Here is a 16320-nt window from a genome sequence, read left to right as displayed (position 1 = left end):
AGCTGACATGTCTTTTGAATTTCCTCTTCCTGATGTCGGTGAGGGCCTGACCGAGGCCGACATCGTGTCATGGAAGGTCGCCGTCGGCGACACCGTCACCGTCAATCAGATCCTCGTCGAGATCGAAACGGCCAAGTCACTGGTCGAACTCCCCAGTCCTCAGGCTGGCGAAGTCGGCGCCCTGCTCGTCGAGGAGGGCCAGACCATCGAGGTCGGGACACCGATCATTCGCTTCGGCGGCGCAGATAGCGGCTCCGACAACGCCAGCGCCTCGGCACCTGCAGCAGGAGAAACCCAAACGCCCGCCGAAGGCGGCGGCGACGCCGAGGGCGGGGCGACCTTGGTCGGCTACGGTGCCAAGGCAGCCTCGTCGAAACGTCGGCCTCGCAAGGGTGCAGGCGTCGCGGCGCCGGCGAAGCCGAGCCAGGCTTCAGCCGCACCGGAAGCTCCGTCTGCGCCAGCGGCTGCGGCAACTCCTGTCGCAGCTGCGGCGACAGCCCCGGTCGAAAACGCTGCAGCCACAGCACCAGCGACAGCCTCGTCGGGCAAGCCTCTGGCCAAGCCTCCCGTGCGCAAGCTCGCGAAGGACCTCGGCCTCGACCTGGCTGCGATCGTGCCGACCGGTTCACGTGGCGAGGTCACCCGTGACGACGTCAAGGCCGCAGCCAGCGGCACAGGAGCGGCAGCCACCGCAGCCGCAGCCTCGGGAGCTGGATCAGCAGCCGCCTCGGCAGGGGCCGGTCCCTCGGGCGAACTCGAAGAACGGATCCCGTTCAAGGGCGTAGCGAAGATGATGGCCAAGGCCATGGTCGAATCCGCGTTCACGATGCCCCACGTCACCGAATTCCTCGATGTCGATGTCACCGAGACGATGGCCTTCGTACGCAGGCTGAAGTCCACGAAGTTCCTGGGCGAGGACATCAAGGTCTCACCCCTGCTGCTCGTTGCCAAGGCCGTGGCCTGGGCCGTTGCCCGCAACCCGCGGATCAACTCGTGCCTCGAGGGCGAAGAGATCGTCGTCAAGAAGTACGTCAACCTCGGTATCGCCGCAGCCACTCCACGTGGTCTGATCGTGCCGAACATCAAGGGCGCACACGCAATGGGCCTGACTGACCTGGCTCAGGGCATTCAGGATCTGACTGCGCTGGCGCGTTCAGGCAAGACACCTCCGGCCGATCAGTCCGGCGGCACGATCACGATCACCAACGTCGGCGTCTTCGGCGTCGACGCGGGCACCCCGATCATCAACCCGGGGGAAGCCGCGATCCTGGCCTTCGGACAGATCCGGAAGAAGCCCTGGGTCGTTGGAGATGAGATCGTCCCCCGCGACATCACCACCCTGTCGGTGAGTGCTGACCATCGCGTCGTCGACGGTGAGATCATCTCGAAGTTCCTCGCCGATGTCGGTCGCGGGCTCGAAGACCCGACATTGCTGCTGGTCTGAGGGCCTGCGAGCCTGAAGCCGCAGAAGCGGCCCGGTGGAGCGGATCTATCCTCCACGCAACGATGGAGCGCCGTAGCGCCTGTGCACACACAGGTGCTTCGGCGCTCCACCGCTGTAATTGCGCTCCATGGTTGTTTCGGCGCACTGCCGGTGTTTCGGGCACATGGCCGCGGGCACCGATCGAGAAGGCGCAGCCCTACTTGTCGAGGTAGGCGCTGTTGTCGGTGGGGCTTCCGTCCTTGACCAGGCGCTTCGCCAGGCAATGGTCGCGGTCCAGCCCCCAAGAGCGGCACTGATCGAGAGCAGGCTCGGGATCGCTGTAGGGGGTGTCGATGACGGTGACCCAGTAGTTGTCATCCTTGTAGGAATCCCAGTCACCGCTGTGGATGAGGATCGCGCCAGGGTATTTGACGCGGTTGGTCTCGAACTCGTCGACGATGTCCTGGGCCGACCACGTCTTGCCGTCGGCTTCGATGCCGACGTCCTTCGCGCTGACCTGAGTCACCCATTGCCCTTCGAGGTCATCCGCCTTTGCGGTACCTTGCTTCGTGTAGGTCGACAGAGCCTCTTGCGAGCTCGATGTCGGCTGGACCATGGACTCGGAAGGTGAGGCGGAAGGCGATGCGGACTCGTCTGCGCCGAAGTCCACGGGTACGGTGCCCGTCGACGGGGCCAACCAGCGGATACCGAAGAATGCCAGCAGTGCGAGAACCATGATGATGGCAACGATGACGACGATGATCTTGGCCCCATTGCCCTTCTTCGGGGCGGGAGCGGGCTGGAGTGGGATCTGTCCGGATGCATGGCCATCAGAGCCCTGCTCCACCTGGGGTGAGTGAGCGGAGTGACCATCAGGTTGCCCCTGCCTGGCCGCAGGTGCGCCGGATGAGCTCTGAGGCTGTCCCTGGAACGCGGAAGCGCCTGCGGGGGCGAAGGCGTTGCGAGAGCGGTTTTTGGATACGGGTACGTCGCCGGTGTGCTTCTCGAGATACTCGTAATAGGTCGAGTTGTCGAAATCAGCAGCACTCTGGGTGGACTCCTGCCCCGGCGACGAGGTCAGACCGGCACGATCAGATTGGTCTTTCTGCCAGTCGTCACTGGTCGCTGGACGGATTCGCGGCCTCGGTGGAACGTCGCTCATCGGTCCTCCTGAGTGCCAAATGTGGTGGCAATCATCTTCTTACCTTGGCACGTCATCGGCACGTGTTCAACATGAACGAGGGCAGGATGCATTGTGTCCTGGAGCGCGGGCACGAACCTGCGTGCCGGATGAGTGCGAGGTGAGCGCCGGTGTCCGCCCCTGGAATCCGGGCGCGCCGTGTTCACCGACCCTCAATTGCGACACGCCTGAGGGGGCCTGACGGCAGCGAGTCAGTGAATTTGCTCTGAAGGCCTGTTTCTCACTAAGATTGTTATCTGTTGTGTCGTAGCAGTTCGATCACCGATTGATCTGCTAAGGCCAACATGGTGCTCACCCACCGCTGCACTCCAGCTTCGGCCAATCTCTCACAGGCTACGGCTTCAGCGCTGGTGAGACATCTCGCCCGAACGGGCAAACCTGTTTTGGCGTACACAATTTTCATTGCGAACGCCGTATGCCGGGCAACAATCTGGCAAGTGGTCGGGCACCTGCCCGGCCGAGCAGCAATCGTGAAAATTTGTTGATGTCTTCCGACATCGGCGCAAGCGAGCGTGGAACCCACGCAGACAGCTTGTTTCGAGAGTCGGTAACTTGTGAACTGGAGGAGAGTCATGGCAGCAACCTGCCAAGTAACCGGGGCCGTCCCTGGTTTCGGACACAACGTGTCCCACTCGAAACGAACCACTAAGCGTCGTTTCAACCCGAATATTCAGAAAAAGCGCTATTTCGTTCCGTCCCTGCGCCGCAGCGTCACCCTCACCTTGTCCGCCAAGGGCATCAAGGTCATCGACGCACGCGGAATTGACGCAGTCGTCGGCGAACTCATTGCCAAGGGAGTGAAGCTCTGATGGCTAAGGCACAGGACATCCGTCCGATCGTCAAGCTCAAGTCGACAGCTGGCTCCGGGTACACCTACGTGACCCGCAAGAACCGCCGCAACAACCCGGATCGCATGGTTCTCAAGAAGTACGATCCAGTTGTTCGTAAGCACGTCGATTTCCGAGAGGAGCGCTGAGCGCACATGGCTAAGAAGTCAAAGATCGCACGCGACAAGCAGCGTCGCGTCATTGTCGAGCGCTACGCGGAGCGTCGTGCGACGCTCAAGCGTCAGCTGACACACCCAGACAGCACCGACGAGCAGCGTGAAGAAGCACGCCTCGGACTGCAGAAGCTTCCTCGCGATGCCTCACCAGTGCGTGTGCGCAACCGCGACCAGGTTGATGGCCGTCCGCGGGGCTACCTCCGCAAGTTCGGTCTCTCCCGTGTTCGTTTCCGCGAAATGGCACACAACGGCGAGTTGCCCGGCATCACGAAGTCAAGCTGGTAATCTCGAGGAAGTTCGTTATCGGAAAAACGGACCGGTAACCGACCGACTTGTCCTAAGGAGGACACTTTTATGGCTAAGAACCGCAGTGAGCTCGTAGCAGAAGTTGCAGAGAATTCCGGACTGACTCAGAAGCAGGTCTCGGACGTTCTTGATGGTGTCTTCGATGTCTTCTCCGACGTCGTCGGCAAGGGCGAAAAGCTCACCATCCCGGGATGGCTGTCCGTCGAGCGCACCGAACGTGCCGCTCGCAAGGGCCGCAACCCGCAGACCGGTGAAGAGATCCAGATCAAGGCCGGCTACTCCGTGAAGCTGTCCGCTGGTTCGAAGCTGAAAGCTGCCGCTGGCAGCCCTAACTGAGCCTCGAGCATCAGCGTGGAATGACCCGGACCATGTGGTCCGGGTCATTTCCTGTCTCCGTGCCGAGATCTCGGCCACGTCCGAGCCTCGCAGTTCGCCCGGTATCAGACTGCGGCGATATCCTTGAACCATGAATGAAGCGGCGGCCTGCCACCAGTGAGCACTCAAGTCTTCGAATCGATCACTCGATTCACGTCTCGCGCCGCCGTTCCCCTCGTCGTCATCGGCGGGCTCGCCGTCGGCCTGCTCGCGATGCTCTTCACCGGAGCAGCCGAGGCGACGCTGCTCAACGACCCCGGCCCCTACGTGCGCTACGGCCTTCCCGCGGCCAAGCTCGTCTTCAATGTGTCGATGTCGCTGACCGTGGGTGCACTGATGTTCGCCCTCTTCATCCTGCCCCGCACCGCGAAGAAGGGCAGGGGAAAACAGGCGAACCCCACGACTGCGAAGTCGAGCACACCCGACGCGGAGCCGCTCAATGCACTCTGGGAGAAGACCCTGAAGATCGCCGAGATGGCATCGATCGCCTGGACGATCTCCGCCGTGGCCGTCCTCGTCCTCACCTTCGCCGACACTGTCGGTGCCCAGGCCTACCTCGACTTCTCCAGCCAGCTCGGCGTGTTCTTGACCCAGATCGCCTTCGGCCAGCTCTGGACCCTCATCGTCGTCCTCATCGCTGTCGCCTCGACGCTGTGCTTCGGCACACGCAGCTTCCTCGGGATCGCCGTCGCGGGTGTCCTCGGCGTCGGCGTGATGATCCCCCTGGCACTTATGGGCCACTCCGCTGAGGCCTCCGGACACACCCAGGCCGTCAACAGCATCGGCCTGCATCTGCTGGGCGTGACGATGTGGTTGGGCGGCCTCTTCGTCATCGCGCTCCTCGGCTCGGACCTGGCACGTTCGAACCTGCTGCGCTCGACGATCGAACGCTATTCCTCGATCGCTCTCATGTCCTTCGCGATCGTCGCCTTCTCCGGCGTCGTGAACTCGCTGCTGCGTGTCCACAGTTTCGATGACCTCATGACTCCGTACGGGCAGGTGATTGTGGCGAAGACGTTTGCGACGATTCTGCTCGGCCTCATCGGCTTCTGGCATCGGCAGTTCGTCATCCGACGTCTGGGTGCCGCCGCCTCGGCGACCAGAGAATTCTGGCGACTCATCGTCGTGGAATTCATCATCTTCGGGGCCACCATGGGGCTGGCGGTCGCTCTGTCGCGGTCTCAGCCACCGGTGTCTCAGGAACCCGTGGGCGATCCGACCCCGGCAGAGATCCTGACCGGTGAGCCGCTTCCCCCGCCGCCGAGCTTCGCCCGCTACTTCACCGAATGGTCCCTCGACCCGCTGTGGGTCGTCATCGCAGTCGGCCTGTCCGTGGCCTATATCGTCGGTTTCATCAATCTCCGGCGCCGAGGTGATTCCTGGCCGATCCATCGCCTGGTCTGCTGGCTGCTGGGCATGATCTTCCTCGTCTACGTCACCTCAGGCGGTGCCCGGGTCTACGGCGAGATCCAGTTCTCCGGACACATGATCCAGCACATGCTCCTGATCATGGTGGTGCCCCTGCCGATGGTCCTCGGTGCACCCATCACAATGCTCATGCGCGGGACGAAGGCCCGCACCGACGGTTCACGTGGTGTGCGCGAATGGGTGCTCTGGCTCGTCCACACTCCCTTTATGAGGTTTTTTGCGAACCCGATCTTCGCAAGCGTGAACTTCGCCGGTTCCCTCGTCGTCTTCTACTACTCGGGCGTGATGAAATATGCGCTCGAATGGCACTTGGGCCACGAGCTGATGATCATCCACTTCCTCGGCGCCGGCTATCTGTTCGCGCAGGCGCTCATCGGCATCGACCCCGGCGTGGAGCGTCCCGCCTATCCGCTGCGGCTGCTCATGCTGCTCATCACGATGGCCTTCCACGCGTTCTTCGGTATCTCGATTATGAGCTCCGAAGTCCTCATCGAAGGTGACTGGTTCGGCAACATCGGTGCCGACTGGGGCTATTCGGCGATCGAAGACCAGCAGATGGGCGGCGGAATCGCCTGGGGCATCGGAGAGTTCCCTACCCTCTTCATCGCAATCATGGTCGCCTTCCAATGGTCGAAGTCCTCCGATCGTGAGGCCAAGCGCCTTGATCGACGTGAGGCACGCACCGACGACGCGGAGCTGCGCGCCTACAACGACATGCTCGCCAATATGGCGCAGCGCGACGCGAACTCCAGCCCGCGAAGCAGATGACTGCACACCTCGTGTGCGGGAATGTGCAGAGATAATTCCCGGATTCGAGCCCTTTCTGCCCCCAATCACTCGTTGGATGGCGCAGACTGTTGCATGGATCATATTTATCCACAGCGTCACGTAACCCGCGCCGACGGCGTGGACCTGAAGCCGCATAGCAGGGGCTTGCAGGCTCACCTCCGCACGGGCCCAGACGCCACAGCGAGTCGATCCGCGCATTCAACGGTGATGCGGATCGTGGAAATCAAGGAGAGTCATGAGTTCTTCGAACAATGCCGAGAGGAAGACGATCCGCGCACAGCTGCGCAAGGTCGTCGCCGCCTCGATGGCCGGAACCGTCGTCGAGTGGTACGAGTTCTTCCTCTACGGTTCGGCCGCCACCCTGGTGTTCAACCACATTCTGTTCCCACCGTCGGATGACCCGCTGACACCGATCCTGGCGGGCTTCGCCACCTACGCGGTCGGCTTCATCGCCCGCCCCATCGGCGGTATCGTCTTCGGCCACTTCGGTGACAAGTACGGACGGAAGAAGCTCTTGCAGCTGTCGATCGTCCTCGTCGGTGTGGCCACATTCCTCATGGGATGTCTGCCGACGTTCGATCAGATCGGGCCCTTCGCCCCGATTCTCCTCGTCCTGCTGCGCGTCGTGCAGGGCTTCGCCGTGGGCGGCGAGTGGGGTGGAGCGGTCCTCCTCGTGGCCGAGCATGCACCGAACAAGGAACGCGGCTTCTGGTCGTCCTTCCCGCAGTCCGGTGTGCCATTGGGCAACCTGCTCGCCACCGCGGTGCTCTTCATCCTCACCGCAACGCTGACCGAAGAGCACTTCCTCTCGTGGGGCTGGCGCGTGGCCTTCTGGCTCTCGGCCGTCATCGTGCTCATCGGCTACTACATCCGCACCCGTGTCTCAGACGCACCGATCTTCGACGAGGTCCAGGCTGAAGAGATCGAAGAGGGCGTGGACTACGGCATCAAGGCCGTCTTCAAGCGCTACCCCCGCGAAGTCTTCGCCGCGATGGGCCTGCGCTTCGTCGAGAACATCCACTACTATCTCGTGGTGACCTTCTCGATCACATATCTGTCGATCGCGGTCAAGATCGAGTCAAGCGAGATCCTCGGCCTCCTGCTCGGAGCCCATGCGATCCACGCTGTGCTCGTGCCCTTCGTCGGGGCCATGGCGGACAAGGTCGGGCGCAAGCTGCCCTACGGAATCGGCATCGTTCTCACGGCAAGCTGGGGCTTCTTCGCCTTCCCGATGTACGACACAGCCAGCGCCGGGATGATCTTCCTCGCCCTGCTGCTGGGACTCATCTTCCACGCACTGATGTATGCCGGCCAGCCGGCGATCATGTCGGAGATGTTCCCGACCCACATGCGCAACTCGGGTGTCTCGACCGGCTACCAGGTCACGGCGATCGTGGCAGGCTCGTTCGCGCCGATCATCGCCACTGCACTGCTGCAGCAGTTCGAGTCCTCAGTGCCGATCGCGTTCTACCTGCTGGCAGCCGCAGTGATCTCGATGATCGCTCTTCTGTACACGAAGGAGACGAAGGGCATCGACCTGCGTTCGTTGGACCAGGTGGATAAGGACCGTCGTCACGCAGCACAGCGCTGATTCGCGTATCTCAACACTCGAGCACACGACAGTGAGTTCGATCTTCGGGCGGTGCCGATGAACATCGGTGCCGCCCGAATCCATGACAGTCGACACCACCACAGCTGACATCACCACAGCTGACCGCACTGGCGAAGCACACTACGATCGAAGGGACCGAAATGGTCGATCTCAGCAGCACACGCGCCCTCGTCACAGGGGGAGCCTCCGGCCTCGGCAAGGCAATGAGCGAAGCCTTCGCCGCAGCAGGAGCACACGTCATCGTCGCTGACGTCAATGCGGAATCGGCGGAAGCCGTGGCCGGCGACATCGGGGGAGAAGCGTGGACGGTCAACCTCGCGGACACCTCGGCGCTGGATGGACTTGATCTCGACGTCGACATCCTCGTCAACAACGCCGGCATTCAGCGCATCCACCCGATCACCGAATTCCCCCTCGACGAATGGCGGCTGATCAATACGCTCATGCTCGAAGCGCCGTTCGTGCTCACAAAGGCGGCGCTGCCGTCGATGTATGAGAAGGGGTGGGGCCGGGTCATCAACCTCTCCTCGATCCACGGGCTGCGTGCCTCGGCGAACAAATCGGCGTACGTGGCGGCCAAGCACGGGCTCATGGGACTGACGAAGACGACCGCGCTTGAGGCGGGGCCACACGGGGTGACCTGCAATGCGATCAACCCCGGCTATGTGATGACGCCGATGGTCAAGGGTCAGATCGCCGATCAGGCGAAGACGAACGGCATCACCGAAGACGAGGTCCTCGAGCAGGTCTTCCTCGGCCATTCGGCGGTGCCGAAACTTGCCGATCCCGGTGACATCGCTGCACTCGCACTGTTCCTGGCCAGCGACGCGGCCGCGGTCATCAACGGCAGCGCACACAGCGTCGACGGCGGCTGGTCCGCGGCCTAGAAAGTTGCCGGGTCCGAAGCCGGGCCCGAAATCGGGCTCGGCTCAGAGGACCTCGAGGACGCTGCGGACCCCTGCATTGCGCAGGGATTCGTGGCGGACCGAAGCCCAGTAGGAGACCGGTTTCGAGAACTCCCCAGGCAGCACCTGCACCAGGCGGCTGTTGTTCGCGGCGAGGAAGTCGGGCAGGATCCCGATGCCGACCCCGTTAGAGGTGGCGAGTACGTGAGCATGCACGGAGGTGGAGCGGAAGAAGCCCTTGCTCCGTGGAAGAGCGTTGCCGGCCTCGTCGAGGTCGTCGACCTGAAGCGAGTTCTCAATGTAGTAGATGAGCCGATGCTCGGCGAGGTCGTCGATCGTCGTCGGTGTGCTGTGGCTGCGCAGGTAATCATGCGAGGCATAGAGCTGGAGCCGGTAGTCGCGGATGTGCTTCGCGATGCTGCGCGGCGCGTTCGGCCGACCGACAACGACCTCGATGTCCACACCCGAACGGTACTGTCTGGCCCGTTGGGTCGCCGCGATGAGTTCGAACTGCAGTCCGGGATGGCTGCGCTGCAGCCGGGTCAGGGCCGGTACCGCGTACTCGAGGGCGAAGGCCTGAGGGCAGGCCAGGCGGATCGTGCCGGACAGCGCCGAGTTGGCGTGGGAGTCGATGCGTCCCAGCGCGGCTTCGATGTCCTCGGCCACTGGCAGCAGAAGACGGCCAGCGGCACTGAGCTCCCACCCGTCAGGGGAGGCCACGAGCAGTCGTTCGCCGTAGCCTTTCTCCAGGGCTGCGATGCGTCGGGACACGGTGGTGTGGTTGAGCCCCAGGCTGTGGGCGGCGGCCGTGAACTTGCCCAACCGGGCCACGGCAAGCAGCGTCAGCAGATCCTCGGGTGAGATCTGCGAACCGGAACCGCCTGGTGCATATGAAGCCATAGTCGTCCCATCCTATCTGCGTGTGCGCACATATCCGGTGCGGAATATGTGATTCTCCTCGACCTGTGTTGCCGCAGCGACTGGCGTAATGTGAGGGGCAACACTGAATCAGCAGAAGAACATGATGCGAGGAGGCATTTTATGTCGACGATTGGATGGATCGGCCTGGGGAACATGGGTCGTCCGATGACTGCAAACCTGGTGAAAGCCGGTCACACCGTCAATGGCTTCGATCTCATGGAGATCGCCGTCGAAGAGGCAGCCAAGCACGGGGTGAACCCCGTCAAGTCCATCGCCGAGGCGGTCGCCGGAGCCGACATCGTCTTCACGATGCTGCCCAAGGGTGAGCACGCCCGAGCGGTCTACCTCGAAGCCGACGGCGTCCTGGCTCATGCCGATACCAAGACCCTCCTTGTCGATTCTTCGACGATCGACTTCGATTCGGCTCGTGCCCTCCACTCCGAAGCGGTCAAGGCTGGGTTCCGTTTTGTCGACGGACCGGTCTCCGGCGGCGTCACAGGTGCCGAGGCCGGCACGCTGACCTTCATGCTCGGCGGCAGCGATGAGGACGTGGCCGAGGCGAAGACGTTCATCGAACCGATGGCCGGCAACATGTTCCACGCTGGTGGCGAGGCAGCTGGCCAGGCCGCCAAGATCGTCAACAACATGATGCTCTCGATCAGCCTGCAGGGTGTCGTCGAAGGGGCAGTGCTCGCCGATCGCTTCGGGCTCGACCCGAAGGTCTTCTACGACATTGCCACCGTCTCCTCCGGCGATTCCTGGCCGCTGCGCACCTGGTACCCCGTACCGGGCGTGACAGAGACAGCAGCGTCGAACAACTCGTTCAAGCCCGGGTTTGCAACAGCCCTCATGCACAAGGACGTTGGTCTGGCTCTCGCCGGTGCCGAGACACAGGGCCTCGACCTGCCGGCGGCCCAGCTCGTCCACGCTCAGCTGCAGAAGCTCGTCGATGCCGGACTCGAAGGTCTCGACACCTCGGCGCTGATCAAGAACATCGATGCGAAGGCCAAGGGCCTGCCCGAATAGCGGCTGAGCTGCCCGAGTAGGCGCAGGCCTGCCCGAACAGGGGCAGCGCCGCTACGGCGAGTGGCTGAGACGAACGCCGCCGCCGAGCATGCGGCAGCTGACGGTCTGTGTTCCGCAGGACGAGAACCAACGGTTGGTAAGTTCTCCTCGATCCCCGAACGGACTTCGAGGAGAACTTACCAACCGTTTGCAGAGAACCGGGCCCCACGCCGCTGCGCTGGCGACCTGCAACTTCAGCGGGTACGTGTAAGACTGGAAGCATGAGTTCCCCAGACACTCCCGAACCACAGCACACTCCCGCATCACTGTCCCCGGAGGCCGTCGCCTCCATCAGAGACAACCTCGACGAGGTGGCCGCTCGGGCAGCGACCGCCGCCGAGGCCAGCGGTCGGACGAGCGCTGACGTGCAGGTGCTGCTCGCGACCAAAACCCAGCCAGCCGACAAGATCCGCGTCGCAATCGAGCACGGGTTCACACTCGTCGGCGAGAACAAGGTCCAGGAACTGGTCGGCAAGGCCGAGGACCTGGCCGATCTCGATCACGAGGCCCATCTCATCGGCCCGCTGCAGAAGAACAAGGTCAACCACACCTTGCGCCACGCGCACTGCATCCAGTCCGTCGACAACCTTGAACTCGCAACGAAGATCAACAACCGCCTCGAGGTCCTCGATGCCACGGTGGACATCTTCGTGCAGGTCAACACCTCACGCGAGGACTCGAAATCCGGCATCGCCCCCGAAGAGGCCGAAGGTCTCATCACCGAGCTCCGCGGACTGTCGCGCATGAAGCTGCGCGGACTGATGACGATCGGCCTGCCAGGGCGCATTCCCGAGGAGATCCGTCCCAGCTATGCTGACCTGCGGGAACTGAGGGAGAAGCTCATCGCATCAGGCGTCATGCCCGCGGAGGCCACGGAGCTGTCCATGGGGATGAGCAACGACTTCGAGCTCGCAATCGCCGAGGGCGCGACCATGGTCCGCGTCGGCTCCAGCGTCTTCGGAGCCCGCGACTATTCCTGAGCCACCGCCCAAGCTCCTGAGCCGCTGTGCAACCCACCGCCCAAGCTCCAGAGCCGCTGCACAACTCGCTGCCTCGCCGTCCAACTTGCTGCCCCGGAGACGTGGCGCAGCGTCTGCCCCAGGCTGACGGCTGGGGCGTTGGTCACATGATGACACCGGGTCTCCCGTCGCGGCGGTGAATCTGTGAAGATGGAGCTATGAACTCCAGTCCGCAGGAACCCTCAGCAGCCGCCCATCAGGTCAAGGTGCGTGCACCTGAACTCATCGGCCGTCGGTGGATGAATTCCGGCGGCAAGGAGCTGAGCCTGGCCGACCTGCGCGGCAAGGTCATCCTGCTCGACTTCTGGACCTTCTGCTGCATCAACTGCCTCCACGTCCTCGACGAGCTGCGACCGCTCGAGGAGAAGTACAACAAGGAACTCGTCATCATCGGCGTCCACTCGCCGAAGTTCGAGTTCGAACGCACCGTCGAGGCCGTTGATCAGGCCGTCGAGCGCTACCAGGTCGAACACCTCGTCCTCGACGATCCAGACCTCGTCACCTGGCAGGCATACACCGCCCGAGCCTGGCCCACACTGGCCGTCATCGACCCCGAGGGCTACCTGGTCGCCACTCTCTCGGGCGAAGGCCACGGTGCAGGCCTCGGGGAAATCATCGAAGGGCTCATCGAAGAGCACTCGGCCAAGGGGACGCTGCACTCCGGAGACGGACCCTACGTGCCGCCACCAGCACCGGAGACCGAGCTGTTCTATCCCGGAAAGGTCACCGCGCTGTCTTCGGGGAACCTCCTCGTCGCCGATTCGGGACACCACAGCCTCGTCGAATACGACGCTTCCGGCCAGACCATCATCCGACGCATCGGCACCGGAGAACGAGGATCAGACGACGGCGACTTCACCTCGGCGAGCTTCAGCGAACCCGGTGGCATCACCGTTCTGCCCGATGACGTGGCCGCGAAGGCCGGCTACCACCTCGTCGTCGCCGACACGGTCAACCACACTCTGCGCGGCATCAATCTCGACACCGAAACCGTGACGACGGTCGCCGGCACCGGATCACAGCACATGGTCGGCGCGATCGACAATGTGGTCGGGACTCACGGAGAGCTCGGCCGCTACGACGGCCCTGCCCTCGAGGTGAAGCTGTCCTCACCGTGGGATGTCCTCTACGTCCCCGCCACCGCCGAGGTGGTTGTGGCGATGGCAGGCAACCACACCATCTGGTCGTTCAACCCGGAAACGGGATCGATCCGTCTGCTCTCGGGCACCATGAATGAAGGCCTGGCCGATGGTGAGGCCGAGACCGCATGGTTCGCGCAGACTTCGGGACTCGACCTCAGCGCCGACGGCGATGTGTTCATCGCCGATTCGGAGACCTCAGCGATCCGTCGCCTCGACCCGAGCACCGGAGCGGTCTCCACGCTCATCGGAGAGGGCCTCTTCGACTTCGGCTTCCGTGACGGGCCCGCCGCCGAGGCCCGGCTGCAGCACCCCCTGGGAGTGCGGAGCCTGCCGGATGGATCTCTCGCGATCGCCGACACCTACAATGGCGCAATCCGCCGCTATGACTTCACCACGAACGAGGTCTCGACACTGGCTCGAGGGCTGCGCGAACCCTCAGACATCTTCGTCCTCGAGGCAGCCGGAAGCGCTGAGGCGACCACGGAGGGAGCCGACGCCGAACTCCTCATCGTCGAGTCCGCCGCGCACGCCCTGACCAGAGTGAAGCTGCCCAAGGACGCCCAACGAGTCGACGAAGGGGCGCTCACCAGCAAACGCCCCTCGACCGAGATCTCCTCAGGGCCCGTGGCAGTGAGTGTGAGCTTCACCGTTCCTGCCGGTCAGAAGCTCGACGACCGGTGGGGTGACCCCACCTACCTGCAGGTCTCGTCGACACCGCCGGAGCTCATCGTCTCCGGTAGCGGCGGGGCCGAGGGGCTGACCCGAGACATCGTCATCAACCCCGAACTCGAATCGGGAGTCCTGCACGTGACCGCACGAGCGGCCGCCTGCGATGGAGAGCCAGGCGGAGAGATCCCGCTGCACGCTGCGTGCCACCTCTACCAACAGGACTGGGGCATCCCGGTCGACCTCGTCGCCACGGCACCGGCCGAACTGACCCTCGACCTCCGCGGCGCCTGAAGACTCAGACAAGCACGACTGAAGGCTCAGGCGGGTCCACCTGAAGACTCAGACGGACCCGCCTGGAGCGGCTACTGCCCGGAGCCGCTACTTCACGGAGATGTCTCCGAGGCGGCGCGGATCGAAGCTGACCTGAGAGGACTTGACGACGACGGAGCCGCCCATGACGAAGGAGAGCGTCTCGTCGAAGTCGTGTTCGGCGGCCGTGACGATATCGCGGTAGCGGCCCTGGATGCGCACCTCGACCGTGGACGGAGTGAGCTCGAGATCGTTGCCCGAGGCGGTCAGGCTGACCTGCGGGTCGCGTGCCAGCGACCACTTCACGTCGCCGAGGATCTCATTGTCCGTGTCGTAGCCGAACACGCATCCCGAGGGATAGAGGGTCTTCGACTTCACACACTTCTGCAGATGCTCGGTGATCTGCTCGTCGACAGCCTGCTCCAGCTTTGCCGTGGGCTCGGGCGACATCGCGATCTCGGCGGTATCGGTCGGAGCGATCACCTCGGCGCGTTCGGGCTTCGACTTCAGATAGGTCGCATCGAAGCCGACGAGATAGGTGGCTGGGAACAGCACGGGAACAGTCCCGGCGGAGACTCCATAGCCGTTGACTGTGGCCGTTGACGACCCCTCGACCTGCAGGTCAAGCGTGGGCCAATCCTTCTGCTTGATCGCCCAACGATCGAACAGCCCGGCCCTCGCCGGCAGCTTGACCATGGACAGATCCACGGTCTGCGTCTGCGAGGACAGGACATAGCTCAGCGAGACCTTCGCCTGGTCGCCGTCCATCGACACGGTCGTCGCCTCAGGATCGCGCGGCAGGTCGGGGGCGGCTGAGAGCACATCATGGTTGAGTGCCAGAGTCGAGGACGGGGTGGGGGAGGAGAGGTAGGAGAACGCCCGCTCGGCGTCGGCGTCCTCGATCGCCGAAATATAGGCCTCTGCGGCGCGAGCAGGAGTGTAGACGGTGAGGTTGAGGAGCGGAACTGCGGCCACGGTGAGGACGATGACCAGGAGCGCCGAAATCAGAAGCTTGCGCGAAGTTCGCATTGCTCTCCTGAATCGGTGGGGAATGAGGGAATTTCAGTTTAATGCCAATCAGCCGCCGCGAAGCTCCATGACCGGCGAGGACACGCGGGCAGCAGTGACCGGACGTGCGCCGGCGTGCATCATTCCACTGAGTAGGCGTGCAGCGCCGAGGTGTCGACCTCGACGAAGACATGGGTGCCGACCTTGACGTTGGCACGCAACTCTGCGATCGACTGGCCGAGGCCGGGATGAAGCACTCCGAACCCGCCCACCGAGCCGGACCGATCAGAATCGATGTCAGTACCGACGGGCTGAGCGCGGCGAACCCCGGCCAGATCGGCCAGGTCCACGTCGAGTGCGAGCCCCATCTCCGTGTCCACCGGCGACAGCTTCGCCTGCAGACAGGATCCGCGATCGCGGAGTCCGATGACGATGGCTTCGAACACCGTCGCCGAGGTGAACGCCGGGTCGTGTTTGTCCAGTGACAGGAGGGCACTGCGCCACCCGAGGGTGACGAAGACCTTCCCATCGAGTTCGGTCCGAGCCTTCACCGCAGAGTGGCCGATCGACAGCCACCCCTTCCGCGCCAGCCCGGAATAGACGTTGACTCCGCTGAGTTCGGCAGGCAGGGAACCCCTGGGCTCCGTGACGACCTGCTCCAGAGTGCCGAACGCGACGAGCTCGCCCTTTTCGATGTCGGCCACCCCCGCCTCGGCGACGGTGAAGTCGGTCAGCGTATTCGAGGAGAAGACGATTCCGCGGCCGTGTGCGGCAGCCAGATCGGCCAAGCGGCCGCGCAGACCTGCGCGCACATGGCCCGGAACGGAGGCGAAGGGGTCGATGAAGGTCAACCACGTCGCTCCAGTCGACCACGCCGCGACTAGGCAAAGTTTTGCCTTGTCGCTGACATCGAGTTCGCCGAATCGACGTCTCAGCACATCGGGTCGAAGCCCGAATTCCGTACACGCTTGTGCCAATGCCGCCTCCCCAGATCCGGCATTGGCTTCGCGAAGATATGACTTGACCCACTTGCGCACACGCGTGAGACCCGATCGGATTCCGGTTGGAAACTGTGGCGCAGGCGCGACGTCAGAGCGCGCAGCAACGGACAGCACCACCTCAGTGGTGCTGTCCGTGCTGCCCAT

15 protein-coding genes are annotated in these 16320 nt (G+C 63.4%); 11 read left to right on the top strand and 4 right to left on the bottom strand.

All coding sequences use genetic code 11. The annotated features are described in order from the left end of the window. Positions 1–7 precede the first annotated feature (7 nt). Positions 8–1444 carry a dihydrolipoamide acetyltransferase family protein gene (locus LQ788_RS18565; RefSeq protein ID WP_231443593.1) on the top strand — a complete coding sequence of 479 codons (1437 nt, stop codon included), beginning with the start codon at positions 8–10 and terminating at the stop codon, positions 1442–1444. Between the two features lie 196 nt (positions 1445–1640). Here LQ788_RS18565 and LQ788_RS18560 read toward each other — a convergent pair whose 3' ends face one another. Next, positions 1641–2585: a protein kinase gene (locus LQ788_RS18560; RefSeq protein ID WP_231443591.1), complete on the bottom strand. Its 945-nt coding sequence runs from the start codon at positions 2583–2585 to the stop codon at positions 1641–1643. A 611-nt stretch (positions 2586–3196) separates the two neighbouring features. On the opposite strand from LQ788_RS18560, the gene rpmB reads away from it, so the two are divergent. The 7 genes from rpmB to LQ788_RS18525 all read left to right on the top strand — a co-directional run bounded on the left by rpmB (position 3197) and on the right by LQ788_RS18525 (position 9024). Beyond that, on the top strand, positions 3197–3433 hold the full coding sequence (gene rpmB, locus LQ788_RS18555; protein WP_101571629.1) for a 50S ribosomal protein L28: 237 nt from the start codon (positions 3197–3199) through the stop codon (positions 3431–3433). Continuing rightward, positions 3433–3600 (top strand): 50S ribosomal protein L33, encoded by a 168-nt coding sequence (gene rpmG / locus LQ788_RS18550; protein WP_009882240.1) that lies wholly within the window; start codon positions 3433–3435, stop codon positions 3598–3600. Before rpmB ends, rpmG begins: the two co-directional genes overlap by 1 nt. A gap of 6 nt (positions 3601–3606) precedes the next feature. Beyond that, complete coding sequence (gene rpsN, locus LQ788_RS18545) at positions 3607–3912, top strand: 30S ribosomal protein S14 (protein ID WP_009882241.1); 306 nt, start codon at positions 3607–3609, stop codon at positions 3910–3912. 69 nt (positions 3913–3981) lie between these two features. Further along, entirely contained in the window at positions 3982–4269 is a 288-nt protein-coding gene (locus LQ788_RS18540; protein ID WP_009882243.1) for an HU family DNA-binding protein, read from the top strand. 156 nt (positions 4270–4425) lie between these two features. Continuing rightward, positions 4426–6504, top strand: a complete 2079-nt coding sequence (locus LQ788_RS18535; protein WP_231443589.1) for a cytochrome c oxidase assembly protein — start codon at positions 4426–4428, stop codon at positions 6502–6504. Between the two features lie 256 nt (positions 6505–6760). Beyond that, positions 6761–8116 (top strand): MFS transporter, encoded by a 1356-nt coding sequence (locus LQ788_RS18530; protein ID WP_317207050.1) that lies wholly within the window; start codon positions 6761–6763, stop codon positions 8114–8116. Positions 8117–8277: 161 nt separating this feature from the next. After that, positions 8278–9024 (top strand): 3-hydroxybutyrate dehydrogenase, encoded by a 747-nt coding sequence (locus tag LQ788_RS18525; RefSeq protein ID WP_231443587.1) that lies wholly within the window; start codon positions 8278–8280, stop codon positions 9022–9024. A 42-nt stretch (positions 9025–9066) separates the two neighbouring features. Here LQ788_RS18525 and LQ788_RS18520 read toward each other — a convergent pair whose 3' ends face one another. Beyond that, positions 9067–9942 carry a LysR family transcriptional regulator gene (locus tag LQ788_RS18520; protein WP_231443585.1) on the bottom strand — a complete coding sequence of 292 codons (876 nt, stop codon included), beginning with the start codon at positions 9940–9942 and terminating at the stop codon, positions 9067–9069. Between the two features lie 90 nt (positions 9943–10032). On the opposite strand from LQ788_RS18520, the gene mmsB reads away from it, so the two are divergent. From mmsB to LQ788_RS18505, 3 genes are all read left to right on the top strand, one after another. After that, a complete protein-coding gene (mmsB, locus tag LQ788_RS18515; RefSeq protein ID WP_257784997.1) occupies positions 10033–10989 on the top strand; it encodes a 3-hydroxyisobutyrate dehydrogenase in 957 nt (318 codons plus the stop codon). A gap of 260 nt (positions 10990–11249) precedes the next feature. Next, positions 11250–12008, top strand: a complete 759-nt coding sequence (locus LQ788_RS18510; RefSeq protein ID WP_231443569.1) for a YggS family pyridoxal phosphate-dependent enzyme — start codon at positions 11250–11252, stop codon at positions 12006–12008. A gap of 197 nt (positions 12009–12205) precedes the next feature. Continuing rightward, positions 12206–14149 carry an NHL domain-containing thioredoxin family protein gene (locus LQ788_RS18505; RefSeq protein WP_231443567.1) on the top strand — a complete coding sequence of 648 codons (1944 nt, stop codon included), beginning with the start codon at positions 12206–12208 and terminating at the stop codon, positions 14147–14149. 87 nt (positions 14150–14236) lie between these two features. Here LQ788_RS18505 and LQ788_RS18500 read toward each other — a convergent pair whose 3' ends face one another. Together LQ788_RS18500 and LQ788_RS18495 are read right to left on the bottom strand one after the other, a co-directional pair. Then, a complete protein-coding gene (locus LQ788_RS18500) occupies positions 14237–15196 on the bottom strand; it encodes a hypothetical protein (protein ID WP_231443565.1) in 960 nt (319 codons plus the stop codon). Between the two features lie 119 nt (positions 15197–15315). Continuing rightward, on the bottom strand, positions 15316–16320 hold the full coding sequence (locus LQ788_RS18495) for an ABC transporter (protein WP_231443563.1): 1005 nt from the start codon (positions 16318–16320) through the stop codon (positions 15316–15318).

The sequence above is a fragment of the Brevibacterium zhoupengii genome (assembly GCF_021117425.1).
Classification (GTDB): domain Bacteria; phylum Actinomycetota; class Actinomycetes; order Actinomycetales; family Brevibacteriaceae; genus Brevibacterium; species Brevibacterium zhoupengii.
The sequence above is the reverse complement of the archived record's forward strand: the minus strand, read 5'-3'. Positions and strand labels throughout refer to the sequence as shown.

Bases quoted from the DNA above. Each gene is read 5' to 3' on its own strand.
- LQ788_RS18565 (WP_231443593.1), top strand. From the start codon at position 8: ATGTCTTTTGAATTTCCTCTTCCTGATGTCGGTGAGGGCCTGACCGAG.
- LQ788_RS18560 (WP_231443591.1), bottom strand. From the start codon at position 2,585: ATGAGCGACGTTCCACCGAGGCCGCGAATCCGTCCAGCGACCAGTGAC.
- LQ788_RS18530 (WP_317207050.1), top strand. From the start codon at position 6,761: ATGAGTTCTTCGAACAATGCCGAGAGGAAGACGATCCGCGCACAGCTG.
- rpmG (WP_009882240.1), top strand. From the start codon at position 3,433: ATGGCTAAGGCACAGGACATCCGTCCGATCGTCAAGCTCAAGTCGACA.
- rpmB (WP_101571629.1), top strand. From the start codon at position 3,197: ATGGCAGCAACCTGCCAAGTAACCGGGGCCGTCCCTGGTTTCGGACAC.
- LQ788_RS18525 (WP_231443587.1), top strand. From the start codon at position 8,278: ATGGTCGATCTCAGCAGCACACGCGCCCTCGTCACAGGGGGAGCCTCC.
- LQ788_RS18505 (WP_231443567.1), top strand. From the start codon at position 12,206: ATGAACTCCAGTCCGCAGGAACCCTCAGCAGCCGCCCATCAGGTCAAG.
- LQ788_RS18495 (WP_231443563.1), bottom strand. From the start codon at position 16,320: ATGGGCAGCACGGACAGCACCACTGAGGTGGTGCTGTCCGTTGCTGCG.
- LQ788_RS18520 (WP_231443585.1), bottom strand. From the start codon at position 9,942: ATGGCTTCATATGCACCAGGCGGTTCCGGTTCGCAGATCTCACCCGAG.
- LQ788_RS18500 (WP_231443565.1), bottom strand. From the start codon at position 15,196: ATGCGAACTTCGCGCAAGCTTCTGATTTCGGCGCTCCTGGTCATCGTC.
- rpsN (WP_009882241.1), top strand. From the start codon at position 3,607: ATGGCTAAGAAGTCAAAGATCGCACGCGACAAGCAGCGTCGCGTCATT.
- LQ788_RS18540 (WP_009882243.1), top strand. From the start codon at position 3,982: ATGGCTAAGAACCGCAGTGAGCTCGTAGCAGAAGTTGCAGAGAATTCC.
- LQ788_RS18510 (WP_231443569.1), top strand. From the start codon at position 11,250: ATGAGTTCCCCAGACACTCCCGAACCACAGCACACTCCCGCATCACTG.